This window comes from Bradyrhizobium huanghuaihaiense, assembly GCF_007830635.1.
GTDB lineage: Bacteria > Pseudomonadota > Alphaproteobacteria > Rhizobiales > Xanthobacteraceae > Bradyrhizobium > Bradyrhizobium huanghuaihaiense.
On sequence record NZ_VLLA01000029.1, the window covers coordinates 36442 to 52476 of the forward strand.

11 protein-coding genes and 1 pseudogene are annotated in these 16035 nt (G+C 58.3%); 1 reads left to right on the top strand and 11 read right to left on the bottom strand.

The features are described 5' to 3' along the window. Nucleotides 1-192: 192 nt before the first annotated feature. The 11 genes and pseudogenes from nifA to IQ16_RS37450 all read right to left on the bottom strand — a co-directional run bounded on the left by nifA (nucleotide 193) and on the right by IQ16_RS37450 (nucleotide 14072). Complete coding sequence (nifA, locus tag IQ16_RS37390; protein WP_014497807.1) at nucleotides 193-1941, bottom strand: nif-specific transcriptional activator NifA; 1749 nt, start codon at nucleotides 1939-1941, stop codon at nucleotides 193-195. A gap of 252 nt (nucleotides 1942-2193) precedes the next feature. Further along, nucleotides 2194-3030 carry an SDR family NAD(P)-dependent oxidoreductase gene (locus tag IQ16_RS37395; RefSeq protein ID WP_018646999.1) on the bottom strand — a complete coding sequence of 279 codons (837 nt, stop codon included), beginning with the start codon at nucleotides 3028-3030 and terminating at the stop codon, nucleotides 2194-2196. 728 nt (nucleotides 3031-3758) lie between these two features. Further along, a complete protein-coding gene (locus IQ16_RS37400) occupies nucleotides 3759-4871 on the bottom strand; it encodes a nodulation protein NodZ (protein WP_011084832.1) in 1113 nt (370 codons plus the stop codon). Between the two features lie 165 nt (nucleotides 4872-5036). Beyond that, nucleotides 5037-7063: pseudogene (locus tag IQ16_RS47400) on the bottom strand (carbamoyltransferase family protein). 255 nt (nucleotides 7064-7318) lie between these two features. After that, a complete protein-coding gene (locus IQ16_RS37420; RefSeq protein ID WP_011084828.1) occupies nucleotides 7319-8107 on the bottom strand; it encodes an ABC transporter permease in 789 nt (262 codons plus the stop codon). A gap of 3 nt (nucleotides 8108-8110) precedes the next feature. Continuing rightward, nucleotides 8111-9031 carry a nodulation factor ABC transporter ATP-binding protein NodI gene (nodI, locus tag IQ16_RS37425; RefSeq protein WP_011084827.1) on the bottom strand — a complete coding sequence of 307 codons (921 nt, stop codon included), beginning with the start codon at nucleotides 9029-9031 and terminating at the stop codon, nucleotides 8111-8113. Nucleotide 9032: 1 nt separating this feature from the next. Next, entirely contained in the window at nucleotides 9033-10742 is a 1710-nt protein-coding gene (gene nodU, locus IQ16_RS37430) for a nodulation protein NodU (RefSeq protein ID WP_018646997.1), read from the bottom strand. A gap of 13 nt (nucleotides 10743-10755) precedes the next feature. Next, nucleotides 10756-11385 carry a nodulation methyltransferase NodS gene (gene nodS / locus IQ16_RS37435; RefSeq protein WP_014497813.1) on the bottom strand — a complete coding sequence of 210 codons (630 nt, stop codon included), beginning with the start codon at nucleotides 11383-11385 and terminating at the stop codon, nucleotides 10756-10758. Continuing rightward, nucleotides 11312-12769 (bottom strand): chitooligosaccharide synthase NodC, encoded by a 1458-nt coding sequence (gene nodC, locus IQ16_RS37440; RefSeq protein ID WP_011084824.1) that lies wholly within the window; start codon nucleotides 12767-12769, stop codon nucleotides 11312-11314. The genes nodS and nodC overlap by 74 nt, the downstream gene beginning before the upstream one ends. 14 nt (nucleotides 12770-12783) lie before the next feature. Further along, complete coding sequence (gene nodB, locus IQ16_RS37445; RefSeq protein WP_011084823.1) at nucleotides 12784-13443, bottom strand: chitooligosaccharide deacetylase NodB; 660 nt, start codon at nucleotides 13441-13443, stop codon at nucleotides 12784-12786. After that, nucleotides 13440-14072 (bottom strand): NodA family N-acyltransferase, encoded by a 633-nt coding sequence (locus IQ16_RS37450; RefSeq protein ID WP_011084822.1) that lies wholly within the window; start codon nucleotides 14070-14072, stop codon nucleotides 13440-13442. Before IQ16_RS37450 ends, nodB begins: the two co-directional genes overlap by 4 nt. Nucleotides 14073-14865: 793 nt before the next feature. Here IQ16_RS37450 and nodD1 point away from each other — a divergent pair. Then, a complete protein-coding gene (gene nodD1, locus IQ16_RS37460; protein ID WP_018646994.1) occupies nucleotides 14866-15810 on the top strand; it encodes a transcriptional regulator NodD1 in 945 nt (314 codons plus the stop codon). Nucleotides 15811-16035 lie beyond the last annotated feature (225 nt).

A 16035-nucleotide genomic window follows, 5' to 3' on the forward strand; every position in this document is an offset into this window, starting at 1 on the left:
CCGGCGGTTCGCGATTGTGCGACTCGCAAGTGAGGCTCTCCGCCCCATCTGTCGCTGAATAGTTGAGCCCTTCTCGGGGTCGTGGCAAGCCGACGCCCCCGGCGGTCCATTCCCCTCAGATTGCTAGATTAACTACGCGGACCGTCTTCACTTATCGATTTGGCGGAATCAGTCCAGGCCGATGCGGGGCGCTCAGAACCGCTTTATCTCGATTCCGTATTTCCTCAGCGCGTAGCCGACTTGGCGCGGGGTTAGCCCGAGTAGGCGCGCTGCCTTGGCCTGCACCCAGCCAGACTTTTCCATAGCCGCAACGACCCGCTCGCGATCAGCCATTCTCGCACCACTAACGAGAACTGTGCCGGAAGGTGCCAATGAGCCCGGTTCGCAGACAGCCTGCGGCGGAGGGGCCGTTTCAGCCAGCGGGATGATGGACTTTGCAGGCACCGGTTGCATCGGTGCCGCCGGGTCTGTCTTGCCATACGATGTGCTTTTCCAAAGCGTCGTGGAAAGGCATTGGCCTTGGCTGCATGCAAAGTCACTTCTTACAATCGATGTTCCGGCACTGAGTGTCGCGGTCCGCTCGATGCAGTTCTCGAGTTCGCGGACATTTCCCGGAAATTTACAGCTCATCAGTACATCGATCGCACTCGCCTCCAGAGTAAGAGAGCGGCCGTTCTCGCTGTTAAACTTTCTGAGGAACTCTCTTGCGAGCAGCGGAATATCACTGCGTCTTTCGCGAAGCGGCGGCAACAACAAGGGAACTACGCTAATACGATAGTAGAGGTCCGCGCGGAATTCGCTCCTTGCCACAGCCTCTTCAAGGTTCCTGTTGGTCGCAGCTATCACCCGAACATCGACTTTAATCGTGTGATTGCTGCCGACGCGCTCGAACTCCTGCTCTTGCAGAACTCGCAGCAACTTCGCCTGGAACGGAGGTGAGATCTCTCCGATCTCGTCAAGAAATAGCGTCCCTTTGTCAGCAAGCTCGAAGCGCCCCTTGCGGGCGCTGACAGCACCGGTAAAGGCACCTTTCTCATGGCCAAACAATTCCGATTCCAGGACCGTCTCGGGGAGCGCCGCGCAATTCAGCTTAACGAACGGCCGCTTAGCACGAACGGACGACTCGTGAATGGCCTTGGCTACCAGCTCCTTCCCGGTACCGGATTCGCCACGCAGCAGAACCGTGCTGTTTGATCTGGCTACAACGACAATCTTCTCAAGCAGTGCGCTCAGCGCCGGGCTGTCGCCAATGATCCCGTGTGCCTGAAGCTGCTTGCGCTCGCGAGCGGGCGGCCCACGATCAACTGTCTGTTTCTCTAGCCGGTCCTTGTCCACCAACGATTGTTCGCGATCGCCGGCGAACAAGCGATGTAACTTGATCGTTTGTCCTATCACGTTCGCGACCATGGCGAGCAGCCGCGCATCGTACTCGAGAAGACTTGAACTGCCTTCCGGGATACGGTCGATCGTCAGCGTACCAACGACCGTCGAATCAACGCGAATCGGGACCCCGATGAACGCTACCGGTATACTATCAGAGGCGCCGAGAACCTCCCGGTCGGCAGCGCTGAAGGCCGTCTCGGCGGCTACATTCTCGACCATAAGAGACCTGCCTGTCGCTACGATCTCGTGGATTGCTTTCTGCGGCACGCACGTCCGGTAACGTTCGTCAGTGCCTTCGCTCCAGCCGGCGCCAACTGTAAGTTCTGGAACGCCGTCATCGTTGAACAGCGAGACGAGGCCGTGTCGCATCTGCACAAACGATTGCAGAAGACCGAGAACGTTGGCCAAGGTGACTTCGAGCCGGCCGGGAGCATTTAGTATTTTCGATATTTCGTAGATGCCGGCCAGCGCGCTCTCATGCGACGGCTCCCCCGGGGGGGCACGCTCCGGTTCCGGCTGCGAGGCAGGTCTTTCGCTCGAGGAGGGGATATGCAGCATAAGCCTGTCTCCGTTTCCTTGATCATCCTCCCTGGACCCATGTCCGGATTGGCGAGGTTCGTTTTGCATGTCACTCTCGATCTAGCGCCAAGTGTTGACGAGATGACATCGAACCGTGACACTTTTTCATGGCACGACAGTAAACTTGCCGTGTGCCTTCGATTCATTTTCTGTTGATTGTATGCGCGTGGTCAGCGGAGAACGTGAGTCCGTTGGGAAGCTCAAGTCAGCTTCGCCGCCGGGCCGGCCGCTTCACAGATGCTGGCCACCGTTGATCGGCACCTCGGCACCCGTAACATAGCTCGCCGCATCCGAGCATAGGAAGAAGATGACCTTGGCCACTTCGTCCGGAGTACCCACTCTGCGCAGCGGGATACTTGCCACGACGCGCGCTTCCGCGTCGGGCGACAGCATGTCGGTCCTGATTTCGCCGGGCGCGATCGCATTGACGCGAATGCCATGCGGCGCATAGTCGTGGGCCAATTCGCGTGTGAGGCTCGCAAGCGCAGCTTTCGAGGTCGCATAGGCGCTACCGGCGAATGGGTGCACCCGCGAGCCCGCGATTGAAGTCACATTCACGATCGATCCTGACGCGGCTCTTAGCTCATCAAACAAACCCTGCGCCAGCAGGATCGGAGCCACCAGATTAAGATGAAAGACCCTCATCCAGGTATCGGTTGAGGTGGTCAACGATGTCATCCGATCGCCTGTGGGCGTTTTCGGCGACACACCCGCATTATTCACCAGCGCGTGCAAGGGCGCACCGGCCAAGCGTTTCTTAACCTCGGTGATTGCGCGCGGCAGCATTCGATGATCGCCGAGGTCGACCTGGAAATGATCGTCATTCCCAGCCTCCCAGGGGCATCGCTCGCCGTCGAACGGTTGGCGTGCGCAAGAAATGATGCGCCAGCCTGCCTCCGAGAATAGCTTGGCAGTGGCATGGCCAATTCCGCGCGATGCGCCGGTGAGTAACATCACCTTCAGTTCTCCACGATCAACGCGCGCATTAACGGCGTCAACGAGGCGATCCAAATGTGCTTCGGGCAGCGGACCTCGGATCAGATTGTCATTTGGCAGATCGAGACCCACGGCCGCCTCCTCTACTTTTGCGCCCGCGCACGCGTAGCAGGATTTGCGCCACTGCGATGTACGTAAATGCGCTTCCGTTTTGCGTCCTAATGTCGCGCACGCGGAATGCTTGGCGCATTCAAGACAGCGGAGGTGAGCTTTCTGACAGCGATGGTGACTCTGCTACGTAAGTTCGCGAGCACTCGCCCGCTTCATGAAAGGGCTACCCAGCCCGCGTTCGCTTTCACGATCGCACAACCGTACGAGCCTGCGGCTGGCCGGCGCCTCTCGTCGAAGTCGAAAAATGCCCGGGGATAACGGCCACGGCCATTAGCCGCCCCAACATAAAACTGATGTACCAAGCTTGCACGTTAGATTCGTCGGCGGCCACTTTTGATCTATCGCGCCATGCTCTGAGCGGCACTGGATTTCGCGGCGCTAGTTCCAAGCATGAGCTGGCGAGCTGAAATGTTCATCCGTGATTGAGCGTTGTTTAGCTTCCGTCTGCGGCCCGCCCGAAGCGAAGACGAAGGCGTGCTCCTTCTGTAAAACGCAGCGGCACTTTAGGGCCGTTGTTGTCGAAGCCGCGCCTTAGCCGAACGCATTCGGCCGCGGCTTCGTTCTCTTCGCCCCTGGAACGTTGCGGCAATGACAGCCCGCGGGCCAGAAAATCGTCGCCCGGAGAAGAACTTCCACGGCTATCGGACGTAAAGAGCGGCGGTGAGATCGATCACGCGGGTTTGCGACTTTCACGAAGCCATAAGCGCTTGCGAGTTGTCTTCAATCAGGATCAACCGGCCCGGATCGTTCAAATCGAATTCTATAACGCGTGGGGCGAAAAGACGCGCATAGCGCGTAAAAGCGCTCGTTGGCGGAAAACGGATCACCGTGTCGCAGCGGGCAAGGAGATACATCTCGGTGAGGGCAGAAAAGCCGCCTTCAGCTCCGAGGGCGGGATGGTGCAATGGGCCCGCTTGAGGCGCCTGGAACTGCTTTGGAATCGCGAAGACATCGGGAAATTTAACCGAAACCTGCTCGAGGACGAGCGCACTGTCCGTGCACAGGAACGCCCTCACAGGTTTTGCGTGGGATAAACTCCTGGCCTCATCAATGGCATTGTAGATCTGCCGCAAGGCGCGCTCCGTGTCCGCCCAGTAAGGGGCATGCCCCATAATATCTTCGCCATTGCCATGCCGGACATGAATGCCGATTACGCTGTACGGCTCAAAGTGCTCGCGGTAGATAGCATCAATCCGGGCCTGAATTTCAGGCCGCGGCTTAATACTCCGGAAGATTTCGCGTTCCGCTTCCTGATCGCAGCGCCACATCAGGCAGGCATCACACACAACCGTGTTAGCGTCACTATCTCTCTGACTTTGGAACAGTTGATCGAGTTGATCGCGTTCCCTGAAAATCTGCTCGTCCGGTCGATAGATGCAATCGAAAGATGGCTTGTTCCACCATGTTGGAAAGAATGGTCCTGGAAACGAACGCGTATTGATGTCGTCATCGCAAATTACTCGCACTCCGCCAATGTCTTCAACCGGTTCGAAGAAGACTGGAAAGGCATTGGTGAATGGTTCATCAAGATAACAAGATCCCCGCCAATCAATGGCTAGCGTCCGTCCTGTCTGCTTTGCAAATCGCCAGGCTGCCGCGAGTGACCACAGACAGTCGCCAAACCCCGTACGTCGCCGGGACACTACGAACCGATCATTGCTCGAACCGCTAACCATCTGCCTTGCCTTTTCGCGCGCTCCTGGTTGGACAAGAGACGTCAGTACAGACGTCTCGCGTATCTTCTCGCCCGGCGTCACGGCCTGAAATCGCGGTGCCGGCGAGCTGCATCGGTAGAACTTCATAGCAGGGCTATCCGTGACGGGCCGCGTTCTCTCAATACGATCGTCCTTTCTTCAACGGTGTTGCATCGACCTGCCCGAAGCCCGATGCCCGATGCCCCGCTCTGCATCGGATGGCCTGGTCCCCTCACATGCACGCATGGGCGTGGCCATGCGCATGAGTCATGGCTATGTTCCGCTTTGTACATTATCGTGACGGCAAGCCGCGTGCAGCGGATGCAGGCGAACGCCCCGAAGCTCCCATACGAGCCGCAATTCCTTCACAAGATCTTCACGCTTGGCCTGGTCCAGCAGGGCTGTGTCGAAAAGCGACCCGAGCGACGCCTCGCCCTCGATTCGCATCAAGATCTCGAAAAGCTCAGGTGAGATACGCATACTAGAGTGGGCGGAATGTCCCATGCGGATCTCGCAGACCGTTTCCTGCCGATCTGGCGCTATGTGGGAGCGAACACGATGAAGGGATGCGTACGGCGGCAATGACGCAGCCAGCGCACTCCAATCCTGCAGTGATGCTGGCCGCTTCCTGACGAGGAACGGCCCAACAACAAGTCCGTCCAGATCAGTCGTCAAAAACGTGGTGATCGCATCTGACACGGACTGCACGATCGGCTCGGCATTGTTGTTAAATGAGGTATTTAGAAGAATCGGAAGGCTCGTTCGCTTCTTGAACGCATTAATGACGTCCCAGTAGGCGGGGTTTGTCTTGCGCGATACGGTCTGCAGCCGAGCCGTCCCATCAACGTGCGTGATCGCACCGAGCACGTTACCCTTGGCTTCACGCACGCGAACTACGAAGTTCATGAAGGGGAGCTGCCGCGTGCCGTCGGGGAGCTCAAAGAACTCGCTCGCATCCTCCTCTAATGCAGATGGCGCAAAGGGGCGATAGCTCTCGCGCTTCTTGACCACCGCGTTGATGCGATCCTTGTTTTCCGCAGGCCGCGGGTCCGCTAGAATGCTGCGGTTACCAAGCGCACGTGGGCCGAACTCAGAGCGCCCCTGAACCCAGCCGATTACAGCGCCATTTGCCATCCAGTCCGCCGCACTGGATGCTATGTCATCACTTCGTTGAATGTCGAGGTGGCCTGACCATGCGTTGAGCTCAAGCTCTGTGGCTTGCTCGTTCCCAAGATCGGGCCCCCAATAAACGTCCGGCAGTCGCTCGCGCGGCGCTGGCCTGCCTAGCTCGCTTGATACCATTAATGCAGCGCCGAGTGCGCAACCGGCGTCGTGCGCCGCGGGTTGAACAAAGATGTCGTCAAATAGCCCGGAATAAAGCAGCTTACCGTTCAGCGTGCAATTATGGGCCACCCCGCCAGCTAGGCACAGGCGTGTCATGCCCGTCGCTTTACGATGGTGCCGCAGGGTGTGAAACACGATCCGCTCCAGCGCTTCCTGCAGCGACGCGCTGACATCTCGATGCTGTTGGGTGAATGGCATTCCCTTTCGCCGAACCTGGATGTTGCGCAAAAGGGCTGGTCCGATTCGATCCAGGTGAACGCGATAGCCACCGCTGTCCAACAACTCGTAGAACTGCGCGAAGAGCTCGCGATAGCGATCGGGATCACCATACGGTGCAAGCCCCATCACTTTGTATTCGTCGAACATCCCGCAGCCGAGATATCGGATCGTCTCGAGATAGAACAGCCCAAGAGAGTTGTGTTCCGGGAAACTTACAAGCTGCGCAATTACGGTCCCGGACCCTACCGCCATTAAGCCTGAGAGAAAATCGCCCCCGCCGTCGATCGCAAACACCAGACTTTGCTCGAACCCGGACATGGCAAACGCGCTCACGGCATGTACTTCGTGGTGATTCACGAAGGAAACCCGGACGGATCGATCTCGGCCCCGAATTCCCGTGCCAACAGCTGCCGCAGCAACAGTTTGGGGTCCAACGGAACGGGCTGAGAAACAGAAAGGCGCTCGAGCATGGCTTTGCAGTAAGCTTCAGTCGCGTAGAACGCGATACGGTCGATGTCGCCGAGCTCGACTCCTGCGGTAGAAAGGCAGTATCGGATCGAATTGCTGGGGAACTTGTTGGAGTGCTTGACGCGGTTGAGGCGCTCCTCTTCGACAGCAGCAATTACGCGGCCGTCCTGCACAAGTACCGCAGCGCCATCGTGAAGAAATGTATTCGGCAGCTCCGGAGAGCTTTCATAGATTCTGTCAAGGCCGCCACTCAGTCCTATGCTCAACATCCCGTTCTCCATGGAAGGCCATGCCGTCCCACCGATCTAATCTGTACAGTCACGCGCAGCCGGTGCGCGTGCCAGGCAGCACAACACGACTTTGCAAGGTCCGATCGGCCGAACAGGCGGCCGTAGAGCTGGCTCGATCGCGGCTTCTCAAGGCCGTTTCACAAGCTGCTCTGACAGACCAGGTCACTCGCGAGCTACCGCGGAACGCATCATGACACTGCATCGCTTTGACTTCTCCGTTTCGCTGAACTCACGTCAACGCAGCAGGCGGCGCCGAAATAACGCGATCGACGCGAAAAAGGGCAAGACCGCGTAAACGCAGAGCGCGCCTACGTGTAGGGCGGCATTGTCGGCGCCGCGCTCAAGCATCACTGGGCGAATAAGGTCGACCGAATGTGCCAGCGGCAACAAGCCGGCAAAGTGCTGAAATGAGTCGGGCATTTGGCTCGTCGGAAAGACCGCGCCACACAAGAACACCATGGGCGTAAGGACGAGCGACTGGTAAAACACGAAGTAATCGTAAGTTGGCGCAAGAGATATGACGACCATTGCCAGGCTGGCGAAGACAAGGCCCGTAAGGGCGATTGTCGGTATCGCACAAAGAACCGACGTCCAGGATGCATAACCCAGGGTGGCAGCGACAATCCCGATTGCTGTCCCGGCTAGAACGGACTTACTGGCCGCCCACACCAACTCACCTAGAACGATATCGCCAAGCGTGAGCTGTGTGAACAAAATTCCCTCCCAGGTGCGCTTGACATCCATCCGAGCAAAGGCTGCGTACAGAGTTTCAAAGGTCGCGGATGTCATAGCGCTAATCGCGACCATACCCGCCGCCAAAAACGCAATGTACGAAGTCCCCTCAACCCGTCCCACAATGAGTCCGAGCCCAAAGCCAAGGCCAAACAGATTGGTTATGGGATCTGCGAGGTTGCCGAGAAGCGATGCAAGCGCGACTTTCCTCCATGCCAAGTAATTTCGACGCCATACCGCGGTCCAATTGTACGCATTAGCCGGCATGACCGACGCATAACCATCATCCATCGCTCATTTCTCCATCTCGCGCCCGGTCAACCGCAAAAACACGTCTTCGAGATTCGGGGGGCGCTGCAGAACGCGAAGGTCCGTTCGCCCGCGCAGGTGCACGCTGATTTCGTCCGGACATCGCGCGTAACAAAAAAGCGTCTCTCCACTCACTTCGATATGCCGCGCATACGGCCTGATCAGCTCCCGGAGTTGATCTAGATCACCGCCATAGATCTCGATCACGTTGCAGCCGATATGCTCGTCGATCAAGGCGTCTGGCTTGCCTTCGGCGATTTTGCATCCACTCTCAAGCACGCATAGCCGATCGCAAAGGCGTTCGGCCTCTTCCATGAAGTGAGTGGTCAAGAGGATCGTCTTGCCGCGCGCAAGAAGAGCCCGCAGGCGTTCCCAGATCAGGTGGCGAGCATGCGGATCGAGCCCCGTCGTCGGCTCGTCCATCACGAGTAGATGTGGATCATTGATCAGAGCGCGCGCCAGCGTCAGCCGCCGCTTCATACCACCGGACAAAAGGGAGACGCGCACGTCCGCCTTGCTTTCAAGCCGCGCAAACTCAAGCAACGAGGGCACAACCGCTTCGATCGTGCGAGCGCTCATGCCGAAATAGCGGCCAAACACAAGCAGGTTCTCCCGCACGGTGAACTCGGGCTCAAGGTTATCGAACTGCGGCACCACGCCTACGCGCACGCGCGCCGCACGAGCGCGGGAAGGCACAGGCTCATCGAGGACCGTAATCTTGCCTCGATCGGGGGAAATCATGCCGAGGAGCATGCGTGCAATCGTACTTTTGCCAGCTCCATTTGGCCCAAGCAGCCCGAAGCACTCTCCGCGCGCAACCGAGAACGACAGGTCATTGACGATAACCTTGTCCCCGAATGACTTTCTCACGCCGACAAGGTCGATCGCCATATTGGACATGTTCATCTTAGGCTGACAGAAGTCGTTCCGTAGGCGATGACTTCTTGATGACCGTTTTGCTCCAGAGCATGCCCTCGCACCACACATGCTCGACGCGCCCCCATTGGCATGCCGCCGCAGCATCGGGAAAGAATCCCCGTCCATGGAGGTTGGCGCTCGTGGTGCAGAGCAGCGGAATGCCGGTGAGTTGCTCAAATTCGATGAGAAGCGCAGCAATTTTGTGAGGAGAGTTGCGGGAAATTGTCTGCAGCCGCGCCGAGCCGTCGAGATGTACCACTGCCGGGATCTTGTCGCGCCAATTCGCCCGGGTTTGGTGATCGAATAGCATGTAAGGATCTGGCGTACCCGGGCTGAAGATCTCCGGCGCACGATCTTCCAGACAGATCGGCACCACCGGCCGGAAGTGTTCGCGCCGTTTGATGTCGTTGAGATGATCCTTCATCTCCGGGGACGTTGGGGCCGCAAGAATGCTTCTACCGCCCAACGCCCGCGGCCCGAGCCCGGCACACCCGGAAAGAAAGATGACGGGCTTGTTGTCAGCAAGAATCGAGGCAAGTTCAGGCAGACTGCACGGCGCCGCCTCCCAGTCCGGCGGAACCTCGCTCTCCTGCAGGGCGGGGCCACTGTAAACTGACCATTCCAACGGCTCGAAGCCATCTTGCGCTGCCATAGCGCCGCACGCCGCGCCGATTGCCGAGCCACTGTCATTTGGAAACGGCGGCACCCAGACATCATCGAATAATCCGGTCGCGCGAAGCGCGCTGTTCCATTTGATGTTGAGACCGCAACCTCCGGCGATGCATAGATTTCGCGCTCCCGGAAGCGACGAGTGCCGTAGCAGAACCATCGCGATCTCCTTAACGAGAAGACGTTCCAGAAACACATGAAACGACGCGAGGACGTCCTCCGCGCGCTTGGCCTTCAGGCGCAATGCGCTTGACTCGAAGAAGTCGTGAATAACTGCGAGAGACGCTTCCGCATTGTTGATGTTTTCGCGGTAGCGACGAGCCTGCTCCGTGTCAGCCGCTGAGCGCGTTTCATAAAGCTCCTGGAACACTTCCACGATGCGTTCGTCCACGGAACCAAGCTCGATGTAGGCCATCAGCTTGCCAGCAATGCCCAAATCCCAACTGGAGCGGTTCGGCTGCCGGTATGGGCCGAAGTGAAGGCCCGCGGCGGCATAGGCATGGCCAATCATCGGAAACAGCGATCCGATGAGCCGCGCGCCCTGGGGCTCGACATAGTAAAGGCGTGGAAAGATACAGCCGTCCCATACCAGACACAACGCGGGTTTCCCCGCGCTGGCGAAAGGACTGGTGCTATATGCTGAGGCGACATGGCCCGTGACATGCGGGTAGCTCTTATATGGAAACTCCTCGCCTCCGAGGAGGAGGCCATAGCCGTCGACGGAATCAAGGAGGCCCTCAGCATGACGCTCGACATATGGCGCGCCTTTTAGCGCGACCGGCACCGCTCCGCTTAGGAGCTGGAACTGCGATTCATTCTCCCCGTCCCAGCCATCAATCACGAACTGATCGATGTCGCGCGGATTCAGGCCATGCTCCGCCAAGGCGAAGACGACTGCATCGAGATTGTCGACGGACTGATAGCGAGGACCATTGCCGCGCTTCTCTTGCTCGACGCAAAAAAGACGCCGACCGTCCTCGACGACAGCAATTGCTCCGTCATGTGTCAACTTTATTCCGCAGATGCGCATACGTCCTCCTGGCCTAATGACCGGCGTTTGATTGTGCCGACGCGCCGCCCGGCTTCAGAAACCGGACGATCAAGCAGTCTTCGCTCGCCGACCCGGTGCAGCAGTGCCGGCGCTCGATCTCTGATAGGCTCTCATTGAAGAGAGCGATCACCGTCTCAGCACCGGCAGCATGCCCCCAGCGTTGACATATTTCATCACGCGCAGACCCGAAAATGAGAGTCTCATCTGGCGCAAGCATACTCACCAGGTTGCGGATAGCCGCATGCATCTCGACGACGTCCCTGAGGTAGTAAAGAACCTCAGCCACGACAATCAAATCGAATTGCTCAGTGGTCGAGAACCGCTGAATGTCGCAGGTCACCCAACTAATATGTGACCATTTCCCGGTCCGCAGTCGCGTTCGCTCGATTGCCTGCGGCATGACATCCACGACCGTAAGTCGCTCGCATAGCGGCGCCAGCATCTCCGTGAATGCACCGGCTGCACATCCTACTTCGAGCGCAGACGCCGCATCTCCGTCGCGGCGCGACATCCGGAGCATTTGCGCGTATCGCTGCTGCTCGAACGCACTAGTGTCGAGGCGCCACGGGTCGTCGACAGCCAACTCTCGCTCTAATAACTGATGGTTTTCGTCCTGAGTCATCAGCCGACCACTTATTTGTAGACAGTCGAACGATCGCGACCGGAAACACTCTCCGTCGCCGCCAGGCTCGATGGAGGCTGCGATAACGCCGCCTTACGAATAGGAGCAGGCGCCCCCCTACACCAGCAGGACTTCGTCCGGCATTCGGGTGCAGGATGACAGGCTGTTTCCCCTCTTCCGTCGGCATATCGGTGACTTTCCGAGATAGCCAATCGCTATTGCTCAATGTACAAAGCGCATAGGCCTTCAAAGGCAGTAAGAGACAGATATTGATCGGCGTGTGGAGCGAGAAGCCGATAAACCGCAGCTCGCGGGCACGAAGCGCTGCCACACAGCACCGGACCGTAGTCATTGCAGCAATCGTCAATCCCGTCCACCAGGGTATAGAGCCATCGATCAGGAGCTGTGCGAGCGCAGCAAGTGATGAAATGGCGAGGAGCAATGGGCCGAGATTTTGCCCGATAACGTCTAGCGTCAAATAACCATCGAGCTCTGGCAGCAGGCGCCAAGCAAGAAACGTATCTCGAAAGGTACTTCGCGCCCAGCGGAGTTGCTGTCGTAGATATGGCCGAAGACTGTGCGGGACGACTGTGGCTGCTATGGCGTCCGGAACGTATTCGGTTCGAAACCCCGCCTTGAGCATGAGTATCGTTAGGTGGCGGTCCTCGCCGAAATCGCTCGGCTTCCCACGAAAGAATTGGGCTTCATATTGATCAAGAAGCAAGGCGAGCGCGGAACGCCGATACATGGCACATGGGCCGCAGCAACACATGACGGCACCGAAGCGCGCCTGTGCCGCGCGCTCTTCGTTGCACGCGAGCCAATATTCCATGTCGATCAGCCTGGTCAGCCAGGTCTGGTTGCGATTGCTCGCGATCAGCTGACCCATGGCCGCACCGATTCCCGGGTCATGCATCTTCAATACAAGCTTCGTGACGACGTCGGCAGCAAGTATCGTATCGGAATCGACGTTGAGAACCAGATCACCGGATGAGCTGCGTATCGCTGCGATCTGCGCCTTGCGCTTTCCCACATTGTTCGCCAACAAGATAAAACTGAATCTCGGATCGCTCGCATATATCCGGTGTACAGGCGCGACAACGTCGCGGTTTGCCGATCCGTCATCGACCACATATACCTGCATCTTTCCGGCGTAGTCTTGACTGGCAATCGACTCCAGACATTCGGCGAGTGTGTTCGGATTCTCGTTGAAGCACGGCACGATCACGTCCACAGCAGGAACGACCACCTCGGCTTGTCCAAGGTTGTCCAGCGATGAGTTGATCGCCGGCTGAGCATAAAGCGCTTGCACGCTCTTATAGATCGTCGATAGGAGCGCATAAGATGAAACGGCGGCAGCACTGGTCGTCGCGAGCAGGTCCATGGGGTGTCGTTTTTTCAGTGGAGTTGAGGGAGTGGACGGATTACAAACCCGCGCCGTTGTAGTGCTGGAATGAGATATGCCAGCGCCGTCCTGGTCTGATCGCGCAGCGTAGAGCCACTGGGCAATCCCTCCTCATCGGGAGGATATCCGTCGTGCAGGAGCACAATTGCACCCGGGCGTACGTTCGCCAGTACGGAATTCACAATTGCATCAACCCCGGGGCGGGACCAATCTCTAGGGTCGACCGACCAGTGCAGAGCCGTGAGACCAGCGCTCGCCGCCACTGCGAGCACATCTCGCGTCCATATGCCGTAAGGCGCTCGCATATGCCTGGGCGAGGCCAGCGGGCACGCCAGACGGATGGCTTCGCTCGCCGTCAGCACCTCGTCGTGTAGCTCCGTAGGTCCGCATCTGGATAGATCAGGATGGGTCATCGTATGGTTCGCAACCTCATGCCCTTCCGCAATCATTCGTCGGATGAGTTCAGGATGCTCCGTCGCGTACGTCCCGATGACGAAGAATGTCGCGGGGACCCGATGTTGCGCCAGGACATCGAGCACCTCTGGCGTACAAAATGGATTTGGCCCATCGTCAAAGGTCAAATGGACAGCTCGACTTCCGCCCGCGTCAGCGTAGTCGCAGCGGACAGTAGATAGGGTGGAACGCTCTGTCACAACTCAGGCCCGTTACGATCGATGACAGTCCCGGCCGGCCATTCGCTTATCGAGCGTCCGACCGGAAACACCACGACGATCACGTCTTCGATGCGCGTCGGCGATAAATTTGGATAGACATCCGGCAAGGTGGAGCGGACGCGAATGCCACGCATCAGGGTGGCGAGCCCCTGCCTTTCGACCAGTCGGGTCAAATGTTTTTCGAGGGCCGAGCGAACCGCGCCAAATCCGAATGGAACGCCGAGCTCCTGGAGTGCGGGATACATCACGCGCATTGCGTGGCCTATCCCGTGCCCCTCGAGATCGGGGCGCACCGCATACAACCCCAGTTCGGCCACAGGGAGATCGACTTCACCAACTTTGATGAAGCGGCGCAGTAGCCCGATGTGAGCCGCTACCCCGCGCGCGTCGTAACCAATTACGCGGAGCTCGGGTCTTGCTCCAGCCCAACTTCGGCTCCGCTCAAACGGCTGCGCATTGAACGCACCCGTCGGTCCGTAACTCTTGCGGAAGAACTCCGCGAGCTCGGCATGATCGGCGAGCTGCAGTTCACTTTCCCAACGAAGGCTCCACTGCACTTGAGCGCGCCCAGAAGATCCTTCCGCAGTCGGGGAGACGGCAATGTTCATGGCGAGCTTCCTTGCGCCGGTGGAATGAAGAGCGGGGATGGTCACGTCAATTCGCTATTCGCCGAACCGCCGATGAATGCTGAGATGCGCCGCCATGCTCTGTCGGAGCTCGGCACTGCTCGCCTACTCCGCGCCGCTGGCCTTTGCGCGACGGAGCGATCGCTTGATTGCACCCTCGTGCGGTTGATGCCGCGCTCACGATAACTCGGAAGCTGCCGACGAGGCGGTTGGGCTAGCCAGAACCTGTCTGCACCAGCGAGCTTTTGTGCCTGCAGTCGCATCGCCCTCCGGCGCTTTGACGTCTGAGGGCCGGCCATCGGCGCGCAAGCCTCATCGATGGCGCATCGGAGCGGCATCAGATCACACTGGCTTTTATACATCTTCGACACGCCCCACATGCACTGGACAGGCGAGCCATTTGGAACGGCGCCTGGAATTCTTGGCATCCGCAACCTGCGTCTGCCTCTATTCTTCGACACTAGAATGAGGCTGAACGCGCCCTCAATTGTACGCGGGTAAACCTGAAATATGGAAACGGATGATATCCGCATACCAACGTTTATCGGGACGCGCTTGGCGTTCGAACGGCCACGCTTAAGGAGAAACAACAACGCGCGCCCATGGTGCGCTCCCACGTCTGGGAGCTCTTCTCTTAGCTCACGTGAACGACCGGAAACCATCGTGGCGCGTCTAATTGCTTTTTCCAAACTTCAGTTTGCTATCCAACCTCCCCCAGTTTGGTAAAATCGATTGTTTCGATAGAACACATCCACACGATGGATAGACTCATCACATGCGGTTCAAGGGACTTGATCTAAATCTTCTCGTTGCGCTCGACGCCGTGATGACGGCGCGCAACCTCACAGCGGCGGCTCGCAAAATCAATCTGAGCCAGCCTGCTATGAGCGCTGCGATCGCACGGCTGCGCACCTATTTCCGCGATGAACTCTTTACTATGAGAGGTCGCGAACTCGTCCCGACACCTGGCGCGGAAGCGCTTGCAGGTCCGGTTCGCGAGGCTCTGCTGCACATCCAACTCTCAATCATATCGCGGGACGCGCTCGACCCTGCTCAATCGAGCCGACGCTTCAGGGTCATTCTCTCAGATTTCATGACGATCGTTTTTTTCCGCAGAATTGTGGACCGCATGGCGCAAGAAGCCCCCGCGGTGCGCTTCGAACTGCTGCCATTTTCTGATGAACCGGATGAGCTGCTGCGGCGGGGCGAGGTCGACTTTCTCATTCTGCCGGAACTTTTCATGTCGAGCGCGCACCCTAAGGCGACGCTGTTCGACGAGAGCCTCGTATGCGTCGGATGCCGCGCGAACAAGCAGCTATCCCGGCAGCTTACGTTCGAACAATACATCTCGATGGGGCACGTTACTGCCAAGTTCGGACGCGCACTGAGACCGAACCTCGAAGAATGGTTTTTGCTTGAGCACGGCCTGAGGAGACGAATTGAGGTCGTCGTGCAGGGCTTTAGCCTGATTCCGCCCCTGTTGCTAGACACGAGCCGTATCGGCACGATGCCCTTACGACTGGCCAGGCACTTCGAAAAGCGGATGCCGTTGCGGATCATCCAACCGCCCCTCCCCCTGCCCACATTCACAGAGGCCCTGCAGTGGCCCTCATTCCACAATACCGACCCCGCGAGCATCTGGATGCGTCGGATATTGCTCGAGGAAGCATCCAACATGGCATCTGGGGACCAGGAGCCTCCAACTCGCAGGCGCTGTTAGGCTTACCTTAAGCTGCGCTCTGAACATCCCCGGCACACTGTAGAACCTTCGACGTGCCCCGTTTTCTTTCGTCTCTCCAGGGTATGGAGGTGAGAAGGAGCCACAGACGCGCAATGCGACGATCGGTCGCGAAGCCTTTTCCAGTTGTGCGCGTGGTGACCTCGAAGGTGCGGTTTGATGCGCTCACGACGCATTCAGGCTACGTCCGGCAACCATCGCAGAAGA